This is a genomic window from Vibrio sp. 10N.222.52.B7 (genome assembly GCF_041474275.1).
Lineage (GTDB): Bacteria > Pseudomonadota > Gammaproteobacteria > Enterobacterales > Vibrionaceae > Vibrio > Vibrio crassostreae_C.
In genome coordinates this window covers 1-11,571 of sequence record NZ_JBFRTU010000068.1, presented here as the reverse complement: position 1 = coordinate 11,571, position 11,571 = coordinate 1, and the positions used below count along the sequence as shown (strand labels likewise).

Below are 11,571 nucleotides of genomic sequence, written 5' to 3'. Positions count from 1 at the left end.
CTTTAAAGATGCCCCTACACTAGTCTGATAGCTAAAGTTAGAATAGACCCGTTAAGTATCATCGATTTACAAAACAGAGCCAAAATATCTAAATAAAAACAGTGAGAAGCGATACAATAATCAAGTTGTAAAATTGCAGCGTGGGACACCTGCCCACTGACAGCCCATTCACAGAGAACCATAAAGTAGCCTCACATGTCTAAAGAACCCGGTTTCACTACAGAATACAAACTCGACAAGACGTTTTTCGCGGAGTGTTATGATCAAACTAGCCTTACGACTCAATTTCCAAAAGCCTACTTAAAAGGAATACTGTTTCTTATTTTTGGTGTGGTTCTACTGGAATTTGAACTATTACCTAACGGCTATGTTGGCTGGTTCTTTATTGTTTTGAGTGTGATTGAAGCATTCAGTGTGTACTGCAAAAGAACCTGGTGGTTATGGCGACAAAAAATCAGCTCAGGCGCAGGCAGCAAAATCGTCTTTCAAGGTGACGCTAACGGAGTAAGTTACAAAAACCACAAAGCGACCAACACCATCGCGTGGAGTGACATCGACCAACTTGAGCAGACCGATCTTGGTTTTATCCTGCATATCGGTAAACAGCGCCAATATGTGAGTAAATCTTGTTTAAACGATGAAGCTATTGCCTTCATGATTGAACACCACGCCGCATCAAAAGCGAAATAACACCAATAAATACCTGCTGATTTAGCAGGCATTTTTCTATCACTTTTAATTCTACGTATCGAATTACCGGACAATAACAATGAATACCGTGTACCAAATCAGTGATTGCCACCTTTCCGATGAATCCAGCTATGAGAACCTGCGCAGAGCACTGGAATACGTCAACAAAGACACGGCATGCAAGACCATCTTTCTGACTGGTGATATTTGTTGTAACCCAAAGTATGGCGACTACGTTCGATTAGAGGCATTCATTAGGCAACACATTAGCGACCAATCCATTTACGTGATTGCGGGTAATCATGATGACTCTCGCTTAATGCGCACAGAGCTAAAAGGCTCGACGATTTATGTCACCGACAAAGCCACCATCGGTGAACGAGAGTTTGTGTTCCTAGACTCAAGCTTCAAGCCGCTAGACAGCCGCCACCCACTTGGTTCAGGGCGTATTGATAACCGCGGCATGGCTCAGCTAAAACAACAATTGAGAAAGGCCAATGATCCTATCGTGGTTGTTCACCACCCTGTCATTCAAGTCGGTGCAGATTGGATGAAAGCGATCCGCCTAGAGAACGATACTGATGTGATGAAAGTGCTTCGAAAATATCGCGTTCGTGACGTGTTCTGCGGTCATGGCCATGATGAAATAACAGCGACACAGCAAGGCATAACTCAATATATGGCCCCGTCGACAGCCTATGGCTTTGACCACTCGATCAATGAATACAATCGCAGCGAGAAGATAGGATTAAGTCGAATCTCGTTCTGTACTGATTCCATCAACTACCAAGCTGTCTATTTTTGAACCCTATCTTACTGTCTTAAACCTCATAGATTAGCTTTCAAATAAACCAAACTATATAGAGCTATGCCAATAGAAGAGGCTTGCGGCGATTCAATTTATCAATCTGTGATTGAAGCCCACAACCCAACTTCCACAACGGGTCAACGTTCAGTAGAAGAAATTACCTGGTTAGCACTGATGACTGTAAAACAAATGCACGATTTAGTTCGGCGCAATCTCGAAAACGAAGAGCTCGAAAACTAAAAGTTTGAAAAAGAATTATCTAGAAAACAGAAAGCTTGAAAGCTGAATACGTAGGATTATCGCCCCACTCTCACAAGTGACCAGAGCCTTGCAAACGTTATTACCCTAAGGTTTGCTAGCAAGGTCTTGGTGATTGATAATAAAAGCAATATAGGCGCAAGTTAGCGCTTTTTTATCACCTAGGTTTATATTGAGGCTATATGGAAATCAAAGTACTAAAAAGCTTTGTGGCTGTCGCGACACATTGCAGTTTTTCAAAAGCTGCAAAAGAGTTAAATACCGTTCAACCTGCCATTAGCCGCCATATCACAAGCCTTGAACACGAACTTGGAGTGAGCCTATTTTTCCGTACATCTCGCGAAGTCGTCATTAGCGCCGCAGGGCAGCACTTACTTAAAGATGCGATTAGACTCATCGAACAAACGGAACAAGCAAAACAGTCCGCGATTCGAGCTTCTTCTGGTTGTATTGGTACTTTAACTATTGGTTATCTTGGAGGCGCAACTCTGAGCTTTTTGCCTCGTTTAGTTCGACAGTATATTGCTGAAAACCCCAATATTGATGTTGATCTTGTTGAGATGACGGCTTCTGAACAGATCGAAGCTCTGGACAAACGAGAGATCGATATTAGCTTCTCTCGCCCACTGCCGAACCTGCTTGTTGATGATTACACCTCGGTGACGATTTATACAGATAAGCTTGTTGCTGTTTTGCCCGTCACCCACGAGTTGGCTAAATACTCCACCATTCAAATGAAACAACTGCAGCAAGACCCTTTCATCTTATTTGAACGTGAACAAGCGGTAGGATTATTTGACTCCATCATTACTCAATGTGACCTATCTGGATTCTCTCCAAATATAAAAAAACAACCCAACAACATGCAAACCGTGTTAACCCAAGTCTCTTCTGGCTTAGGTGTATCTATCGCACCGCATGCAATTCGTGATTTACGCAGTGAGGGATGTGTATTTGTTAATCTTGAATCTGTGGACGTACAAATGCCATTAGTGATGACACACCATTCGCATACTCTATCCCCTACAGCCAGTGTCTTTGTTGCTGTCGTACAGAGTGAAATTGAGGCGATTCAACAAAACATGGCTTAGAAAGTTATCTATACCATATTCGTATAGAATTTAAATCAAATGGTTATTTTTGTTATTCAATCGCTAACCTTAGACTTAGCTCATCGAAATCATTCATTAAAACGATGAACCAAAGTTAAGGTGTCACCATGTCAAAATTGACTACAGAAGTGTTGAGCACAGGACGTTTATTACTGATGTCGAGCGCAGTCTCGGCAACTGCTGCAAACCTTTATTATAACCAACCCATCTTACCTAAGATCGGCGCAGAGCTAGGGTTAACAAGCGAACAGCTAGGCGCAGTGCCAGCTGCCGGTCAGATTGGTTATGCCGTGGCATTGCTATTCTTATCGCCCTTAGGAGACACGTTACCCCGCAGACGCCTAATAGCGATCTTGTCTGTCATGTTGGTGTTGTCATCTTTTGTCGCGTTTACTGCATCTAGCTTAGTGGCTCTGGTTGTTGCGTGTTTTGCGATTGGTTTGAGTGCCAACATCACTCAACAGCTGATTCCATTTGCAGCGTCACTAAGTACTCCAGAAACGAAAGGAAAAGTCATTGGCACATTAATGACAGGCCTAACTGTGGGCATCTTGCTTTCGCGTACACTCAGTGGGTTCATCGGTGAGCAGTTTGGGTGGCGCGCGGTATTTATGATGTCAGCAATTATTGCGATGGTCTTTGGTGTGTTGCTGTATGCCTTTTTACCGACGAACACGCCGACAACGAAAATACCTTACCTTAAACTGGTTGCGAGCATGGCCACGTTAATCAAGCAGCATGCGACACTGCGTACTTCCGCTTTAACTGGCGCGCTTTGGTTTGCTTCGTTCAATGCGCTGTGGGCGACGTTAGCTCTGCATGTCAGTGAATCTCCGTTTAACTACAATGCACAACAGGCAGGAATGTTTGGTGTTATTGCTCTTGCTGGAGTCATTGGAGCAAAAGTTTCAGGGTCACTGGTGAGCAAGTTTGGCTCTCGAAACATGATCAGTATGGCGTTAGTTATTATTACTGCTGGTTTTATTATATCGGGGCTTTTCGCTGACACATTGGCTGGATTGATCGTCGGTATCATTCTCATCGACCTTGGGGTATTTAGCGCTCAAGTATCGAACCAAGTACGCGTATTCTCAATTGACCCACAAGCTCAAAGTCGTATCAACGGAATCTATATGCTTGGCTACTATCTCGGTGGTGCGTTTGGTTCATTTGTGGGAATTCAGGTATTTGAACGTGCGGGTTGGATTGGTGTTGTGGGCTTTAGTATTGCAGTCGTGATATTGAGTTTTATCGTTAACCGTTCAAATAAGCAATAAGTCACCTCGTCTTAATTCTTGAACTTACCAATATGCACAACGGATATTCACTCTGTAATTGATAGCAAATTACCACCCAGTGATTTGCTATCGTTCTAGATCTAATAAGGCAGTAGTAACTCTACTCTCTCAAGTTTTGAATATCATGATTCTCAAACAAGCTTTCCCGCCTAGAGCGCTGTTATGCCTTTGCGAGATGATCTTGGTCTATTCTTATCATTTAGACGACTGAGTTCCGAGGCTTTGAGTATGAATAAACTGTTTTTAATCTTATTAGTTTTTATTTTGTCCGGATGCGGAACAAGTGATAGTGCTTTGATTGAGAGTGGTCACAACACCTCTTACATACAGGGCTTTCATGACGGTAGGCATAGCGGCATGCAAGAAAGCGGCAATAGCTTCGAAAACTACATAAAAGATGGGAAGCGTTTTGAGTCAGACAGTGACTACAAACAAGGCTGGATCGCGGGTGAATCTGAGGGGAAAAAACTACAAGCAGAAGCAACAGCGATCGGTAAAGGTGCCGCTGCTGGTTATCCTCAAAAATCGACAACGACAGATTTAGATGAAGTAGCAAAAGACACCTTAAAAGGCGTCGATACATCGGGTTTAGAGAATCTAAAATAAAAGTATAACAAAGCCAAGGTCGGGCTCTGGAACAACTCGTACATTGCCCAACGCTTACAAATGCACCTGAGCAAAAATTGATCTGCATTAGCATATGGTTTAATAATGATTAACTACTAAACATTCATAATACAAATTGCGCAATACTGAATTGAGGAGTTCATTTTTTACGTTGTTGGTGATTTCATGGATGTTCACACCTTAGCTATATATACCTCTTTGTTAGCAGCCACGGTTGCGAGCGCTATGTTGTTAACGCATAAATATATACTCGCAGGCACCACGTTAGGGGTGAATTATATTGCTTATGCTGCTTTGCTGTTAGGAGCCAGTGTTACCCCACTTTCGTTCGGCGTTACTCAATCTTCAGAATCCATCGTTTTTCTTTCCAATGGTGCATACGCAACGGCTTTTGGTTTACTACTCGTCGGCATAACCGTGTTACGAGGAGCAAGTCGATCTTTTCTCGTAATATCAATCATCATTAGCTCCCTTGGCATTAGCTTCTTCCTTTATAGCGCCCTAATTGCGCCTTCTGTTACTTCTAGGATCGAGGCTCGAAGTATTCTCGTTGTGACGATATGTATCTTAGCCCTCTGTGCAAACTATTCAGGGGAAAAGCACGATAACAGAGAAGCAAAGTGTCTGTTGAATCTGACCCTGTTTATCAACATTCTCTATATGGCAATTAGGGGCGTACTTGCTCATACCAAAGGAACGAATTCGAACTATTACCTGATATCAGATATTCATAAATTGTCTTTCGTTATCATGACAATCACAATTGTTAGCCTCGCATTTTCAGTGTTTTGGATCTTAACTGATCGTTTGTTGAAGCAGACCTATCGTTCATCGATCACTGATGAACAAACCGGCCTTTATAACCGTAGAGGCCTAGCAGAACTGATACCCAAGCTTGTTCAACCAGGCCGAGAGAGTGACATTTCTGTACTGATTGCCGACCTAGATCACTTCAAAAAAATTAATGATACCTATGGTCATGACAAGGGAGATGATGTGATTAAGCACTTTGGTCAAATTCTTGAAGATACATGCCGCACAAGCGATTTCTGTTTTCGCTATGGTGGAGAAGAGTTTGTTGTCATGTTACCTAGAGCGAATAAAGTTCAAGCAATGCAGATAGCTGAAAGAATAAGAAACCACGCAAAACACAACTCCAATCAAGAGCTCTCTTCTGGCACGTATACTGTCAGCATTGGAGTGACTCAAGCCCTCATAAACGATGACTGGAATTAATTAAAAGAGCGGATAACGCCCTATACGACGCAAAATCTCAAGGGCGCGATTGCATTGTGGAGCGTTAAGCCGAGTTGTAAAACAGTGTAAATATTCTTCCATCACAAAACATGTTGGCTAAGATTCAAGAGGTTAAACACACACAACCAGTAAGGTTAGCAAGGATGCGCTTTTTCGGTTTGTTTTAGCGATAGCATTATTGGCGTAACTCCCTTAAAGCGACTCTAGAACTTCCCGCCATTTACCCATTCTGCTTTTGGTGGCACGGGCTCTTGGTTTACCCATATCTCTTTAATTTGACCTCCCTCAACTCGGAATAGATCAAAACGCGCAACCTCGAGACCATTATCAATAACTCGGCTGTAAGCTGCTACGAAGTTACCTTGACCGACAATCTTGAACACTTGGTCATAGCCACCAATATAGCTATCTAAAGGGCTCACATCTGAGGCTTGATAAACGGCTAGCTCTTCGTGCTGGAGATACTTTGATAGCTTGTCTTTCTGCCCTAGTACCATGACATCACATAAAAAATCACGGATAAGGTTCTTATTCTCCTCTGTTTTATCTAAGTCAGTATGATTGATTGGCCCTTGCAGTCGACCTTCCCCTTCCGTCGGTTGAGCTTCGAAGGCAGAAATCACATCCCAATGTTCAATAATTTTATCGTCATTATCGGTATCGAATAGATCCGTAGTCACCCACTTATATTCGCCATTATTAATATCTTGGAATGCTTGAACAAACACGAATTGGCCATCGACGATTGAACGTATGATCTTTATGTCTCTAACAGGGCAGCGTTTTAAGAACGGTTCGAAGAACTCAACAAAACCATCAATACCGTTGCGAACCCCAGTGCTATGTTGAGTATAACGTTGACCGGTGTACTTCGTTACCGCCTCTAATGCATGACCATCTCGGATACCTTCCATATACAGATTAGTCGCATTCGCTAGCTTATTGCTCATAGATAGTTTCTCCAAACTTAATAGTGCCAAAGTACGTTATTTGGCTCGTACACTGAAACTCAGAACTAGATTGTCTCAGGTGTCCTTTTAACAGTCGGATTGTTGAATAGGCTCTTCGCGTCGCTATTCAAAACCAAGTTAAGCTCGATATACGTCTACAGCATATCGAGCCTTTACAACCTAATTGGTCACTGTGGTTACTGTTTGGCGTGATAAGCTTTAGATACTGCGTAGCTATCCTCAAACCAGTTCCAACTCTTCACTTTGCCATCTTCAACCTGAACTCGAACCGCCCAGCTGAATTTACCCGTGTCTACACCAGATTCATTCGCAATGGCACTCATGCTGCCCATGAATACTGCTCGGTCGCCGTTTACAAAACTATAGTCTGTTGACCAGCTTGTGACTTTCAAACCTGCGCCAAATAGAGGAAAGAAAGTGTTGAGCACTTTTTCTTTTGACTCCCAGTTACCGATCCAAGGGATGTCGGCGTCACCTTCGTTGTGCCAGACAAAATCATCGGCCATTAATGACTCGAGTTTTGCCATATCACCTGAGCCTGCCGCCCATAAGAATGCTTGAGCCGTTTCTAGTGTCTTTGCTGAATCGACTGCTTTTGTTTCATCTGCAAGGGCTGGAGTGAATTGAAAGAAAGCCAGAAGACTCGCTAGACCGATAAGTAGATTTTTCTTTAACATTTTCTTTCTCCTGATTGTCAATTTTGAAGCTCAATGCGTGGGAGATTAAAAGTGCCATCAGTGCATGCTTTGAACTTCAGTTCTGTTTGTTGCCTTGTTGAGATAACTATAGCTGTGCTAAATTTTTGGTAAACTCACTAATTGAACACGTTGGATATGCGCAAATGCACAACATAAGATGGGATGACCTGCAATATGTTCTAACAGTGGCGAATGAAGGATCCCTGTCGGCCGCGGCAAGAGCACTTGGTGTAAACCACAGCACCGTTTTACGTCGTATTGACACCTTTGAGTATCGTCACAAATTACGAATTTTCCATAAACTTCCTACCGGATACAAACTAACGGTTGAAGGGCAAAAGCTTCTGGAGTCAGCTCTCGCTATCGAATCCACAGTAAGAGAATTGGAGCACAAGGTTTTTGGACAGGAATTGAAGCTAGAAGGTACGCTAAGAATAACGACGACCGATGCGTTATCTCGCCTCATTCTGGGTACTCATTTGGCTGCTTTTCATCGGCTTTATCCAAAAATTCAGTTAGAACTCAGCCTCACATCTCGTCAATTGGATATTTCACACCTAGATGCAGATATCGCGATTCGCCCGGCAAATGAGTTGCCAGCCCATTTAGTTGGGACCAAGTTAAGTAAAATTGCCTTTGGTGTTTACGGATCGCCAGAATATATAAATGGCCTTAAGAGTAAGCACCCCTTAAAGTCTGCATCTTGGTTAATGATGCATAGAGGCAGTGCTTCGCTACAGGTTTCTGAACTGATTTCGGAAGACAAAATTGTCATGAAAGCCGACTCTTTTGAGCCCCTGATCATCGCGGCTGAAAATCAGATGGGGTTAGCCTACTTACCCTGCTTTTTAGGTAACAGTAAGGGAACTCTGCAAAGAGTAGATATGGAAGTGATGCACCAAAATACAGACCTATGGATGATGACTCATAAAGATTTAGAAGATTCAGCCAAAGTAAAAGCATTTTTTAATTTTATGAAAGGCGCAATCAAATCAGACCATAATCGGTTGGCCGGATTTGATTATTAGAGAACGAGTGCCGGCTCTTCACCATTAGACTTACGAACAAAATGACACAAAGCCCACAGCACAAACAAAGTCACAGTCAGCTCCCAAGCGCGTAGGAAGGTACTTTCCAACCCCAAATTACTACTGGTCATGTACAACTGAATCGGCAGCATGGTCGCTAATAACGCATCGGCATGAACGTCTCTGGCTGAACCTTTCGCTTTGGCCATTGATGCGGTGATCATAAAGGCAAATAAACCCAACACTATGGTGTAGTAACCGAATGTAGACTGATGCCCTGCCATCAACAAGGTGAACACCGCGGCTACTGCACAGCCGCCTACTTGAGTTTGAAAACGGCGGTCAACCACGTCGATAAAGCTTTTGTGTGTGGTTTGGGTTGCAGCAGCAATCACTGGCACCATGCAGAACGTTGCAGAGATGATGTCGACAATCATCAAGAATGCCAAACCAAGACCAATCAACGCGAGTGAAATTGCTCTGTTCTCAAATGTGACAGGCTGTTCTTTAAATACAGGAGGCTTGCTTCCTTGCTCAACAGGGAACAGAGCCACCATGGTTTTTGCTACTACCATGGTAATCAACATGGATAACAAAATTTCATGAATACGCATCGGCATATCCATGGTGGTGTGCTGAGCAAACACGACAATCAAAATCCAGTTGAAAGTTGGCATCAACATTTGACCTTTCTTTGCCGGTGTAGTAGCTCGACGACGCATAAAATCGAAGAAGAACAGGCTAATGGTCCACACCACAAACGGATGCTGTGAAAATACCTCAGTCACCACCAGCGCTGTACTTGCAGCCAATAAAGTGGGTGACAAAGTACGGATCAGGCCAAGCCAAGAGTAATCTTTATTCTTGGTCATGATGATGGTTGGATACAACGCCAGATAAACGGGAGAGTCTAGGTTTAGTAGCTTTCCCAACACCATACAAATCGTCACAGTAAGTGCGACACGCAGCGCTTCATTACGTTGAGACTGACCCTGTGCAGTGTTTTCGAATGTCCACATAGTCATCTCCTATTAATAGATGTAGCGAAATGTTGAAACCAAGTGAATCCAAGCCGAGCCAATAACGTGCATTATTGGGTTACCGCTTTCAACAATCACACTCGCTCGTGAACCTGAGATCATCGAAGGATCCAGTTCGTTAACTGTAATGCGGGTACGTACTTTCTGTTGCTCACGGATCCAACGCGTATCATTAGTCACGCTAGACAGCTTGCCATTGGCATTATTGGTGTCGTAAATCGCACGCTCTTGGCTACTCACTTCACCCGTAAAGACTTTGCCCGGTAGCGCATCAAAAGAGACCAAAACTTCGCGGCCATTAGTAAGCTTATCAATGCCTTTCTCATTGAAGTCTGCACTGATCCACGCATGAGCTTCGTCCACCAGCAGCAATGATGAAGTGCCTTGAGTGATATAACTGCCCGATTGCAATTGTAAGTTGGTCACGACACCTTCCGTTTGCGCGACGACTTGAGTGTGGCCTAAATCCAGTTCCGCACTGGCAAGTTTTGCTTCTGCTAATTCAATGGCCGCTGTGCGGTCTTGGGTCGATAACTCAACCTCAATGCGTTTCACTTCCGCGTTCGCAGCTTCAACCGCACTACTCGCAACTTATGTATTGGTGATTGCATCATCAAGATCTTGTTCAGTCGCAAGCCCTTTGTTACGCAGTTTTTGGTTACGTGCGAGTTTCTGTTTCGCGTTGTGATATTCGAATTCTCGTTGGCTTTGTGTTTGTTTCGCTGCTGCTAATTGCTGCCATTTCGCTGAGTCAGAATCACGCGCTTGATGCAGTTCGGCTTGCGCTTGTGCCACTTTCAATTGGTAGCTACTGGCATCGATAGCAAATAATGGTTGACCTTTTTCAACCAACTCGCCATTACTAACCATGACGTCGGTAATTACGCCGGACACTTCTGGCGCAATGGTCGCGACGTTACGATACAAAGTCGCTTGAGTGGTAAAAGGGGAAACATTATCTGAGGTGACTAAAAAAGCGGAGAACAATGCTGCCGCTGAAAAAACAGTGTAAATCGCGTATCTATAAAAGTTTTCGTTCATGCTTGTACCTAGTTTTCATTCGTTATAAAGCGCCGCGCTCACGGCTTATTCGATTCTCTTTTCTACGAAAACTAGGTTACAACCATTCACAAATGGAAAACAGAGCCAATAAAAGAAGTGAGGATTCCACATTTGGAAAGGTTGATGATTTGTACCGATTTCGCTCAATGGTTGAACGAAAAGGTCAGATAAGGGTGTATTGAAACGTTCGCATTCAGTTCCTCCCCTTTCCTTCCCAGCGTTCAATAAGAGATTGAAGAAGTAAGACCACCCGACTTCATTCCATTGGATTGCTTAATTTTCGCTAGCTTCTTATGGTTAAAATGCCTATTGTACAAACCATAAAATTATAAAGACTCGCGGCCTTTGCCACAGAGACTCTCCATTTAAAGCGAAAAGACTTACTATGAATTTTGATATCAATGCACTGAAACACCACCAACTGGTCGAAGATGGTCAATTAGAAGGGTATTACATTCATCAGCCTGTGCAAGGCAGTCAACCAGATGACAAAGCCGTTTTAGAAGAGCGCCAAGCGCTGGAAAGCCAAGGATATAAGGTGGTTCAGGTTAAAGCGAAAGGCGGAACAACTACGTTTGCCGAGGCTATGCAAGAACTTGCGAAGAAGACAGGCCACCAGCCTAAATAGTAAGTGACTTGGTAAACCAATATGATCATCGAGAAAGCACCCTACCGACTATTGAGTCAGCTGGGTGCTTTTTTATGGTTCATCGCGGATTAGC

General features: G+C 43.4%; 12 protein-coding genes and 1 pseudogene. 9 read left to right on the top strand and 4 right to left on the bottom strand.

What is annotated here, in order from left to right; translation table 11 throughout:
- The first annotated feature begins 195 nt into the window (after nt 1–195).
- The 7 genes from AB4512_RS16245 to AB4512_RS16215 all read left to right on the top strand — a co-directional run bounded on the left by AB4512_RS16245 (nt 196) and on the right by AB4512_RS16215 (nt 6,029).
- Nucleotides 196–690, top strand: a complete 495-nt coding sequence (locus AB4512_RS16245) for a YcxB family protein (protein ID WP_372115178.1) — start codon at nt 196–198, stop codon at nt 688–690.
- A 79-nt stretch (nt 691–769) separates the two neighbouring features.
- Nucleotides 770–1,495: a metallophosphoesterase gene (locus AB4512_RS16240; protein WP_372073996.1), complete on the top strand. Its 726-nt coding sequence runs from the start codon at nt 770–772 to the stop codon at nt 1,493–1,495.
- Nucleotides 1,496–1,558: 63 nt separating this feature from the next.
- Nucleotides 1,559–1,738, top strand: a complete 180-nt coding sequence (locus tag AB4512_RS16235) for a hypothetical protein (RefSeq protein WP_017059095.1) — start codon at nt 1,559–1,561, stop codon at nt 1,736–1,738.
- A gap of 200 nt (nt 1,739–1,938) precedes the next feature.
- Complete coding sequence (locus AB4512_RS16230) at nt 1,939–2,847, top strand: LysR family transcriptional regulator (RefSeq protein WP_102333226.1); 909 nt, start codon at nt 1,939–1,941, stop codon at nt 2,845–2,847.
- A 128-nt stretch (nt 2,848–2,975) separates the two neighbouring features.
- Complete coding sequence (locus AB4512_RS16225; protein WP_102333225.1) at nt 2,976–4,145, top strand: MFS transporter; 1,170 nt, start codon at nt 2,976–2,978, stop codon at nt 4,143–4,145.
- A gap of 249 nt (nt 4,146–4,394) precedes the next feature.
- Nucleotides 4,395–4,772, top strand: a complete 378-nt coding sequence (locus AB4512_RS16220) for a hypothetical protein (protein ID WP_231625616.1) — start codon at nt 4,395–4,397, stop codon at nt 4,770–4,772.
- A 186-nt stretch (nt 4,773–4,958) separates the two neighbouring features.
- Nucleotides 4,959–6,029: a diguanylate cyclase gene (locus AB4512_RS16215; protein ID WP_372175179.1), complete on the top strand. Its 1,071-nt coding sequence runs from the start codon at nt 4,959–4,961 to the stop codon at nt 6,027–6,029.
- Nucleotides 6,030–6,253: 224 nt separating this feature from the next.
- Here the strand turns inward: AB4512_RS16215 and AB4512_RS16210 are convergent, their stop codons facing one another.
- Together AB4512_RS16210 and AB4512_RS16205 are read right to left on the bottom strand one after the other, a co-directional pair.
- Complete coding sequence (locus AB4512_RS16210) at nt 6,254–7,000, bottom strand: nuclear transport factor 2 family protein (RefSeq protein WP_017059089.1); 747 nt, start codon at nt 6,998–7,000, stop codon at nt 6,254–6,256.
- A 197-nt stretch (nt 7,001–7,197) separates the two neighbouring features.
- Nucleotides 7,198–7,698: a nuclear transport factor 2 family protein gene (locus AB4512_RS16205; protein WP_372132510.1), complete on the bottom strand. Its 501-nt coding sequence runs from the start codon at nt 7,696–7,698 to the stop codon at nt 7,198–7,200.
- 164 nt (nt 7,699–7,862) lie between these two features.
- On the opposite strand from AB4512_RS16205, the gene AB4512_RS16200 reads away from it, so the two are divergent.
- The gene (locus AB4512_RS16200; protein WP_017059087.1) at nt 7,863–8,747 is read left to right on the top strand and encodes a LysR family transcriptional regulator; all 885 of its coding nucleotides are present in this window, start codon (nt 7,863–7,865) and stop codon (nt 8,745–8,747) included.
- Here AB4512_RS16200 and AB4512_RS16195 read toward each other — a convergent pair.
- Together AB4512_RS16195 and AB4512_RS16190 are read right to left on the bottom strand one after the other, a co-directional pair.
- Nucleotides 8,744–9,766, bottom strand: coding sequence for a DUF2955 domain-containing protein (locus AB4512_RS16195; protein WP_372175178.1), 1,023 nt, complete (start codon nt 9,764–9,766; stop codon nt 8,744–8,746). The genes AB4512_RS16200 and AB4512_RS16195 overlap by 4 nt on opposite strands.
- A 12-nt stretch (nt 9,767–9,778) precedes the next feature.
- Nucleotides 9,779–10,828 (bottom strand): annotated as a pseudogene (locus tag AB4512_RS16190) (HlyD family secretion protein).
- Between the two features lie 406 nt (nt 10,829–11,234).
- Between AB4512_RS16190 and AB4512_RS16185 the strand changes: the two are divergent.
- Nucleotides 11,235–11,477 (top strand): hypothetical protein, encoded by a 243-nt coding sequence (locus AB4512_RS16185; RefSeq protein ID WP_017059085.1) that lies wholly within the window; start codon nt 11,235–11,237, stop codon nt 11,475–11,477.
- Nucleotides 11,478–11,571: the final 94 nt, after the last annotated feature.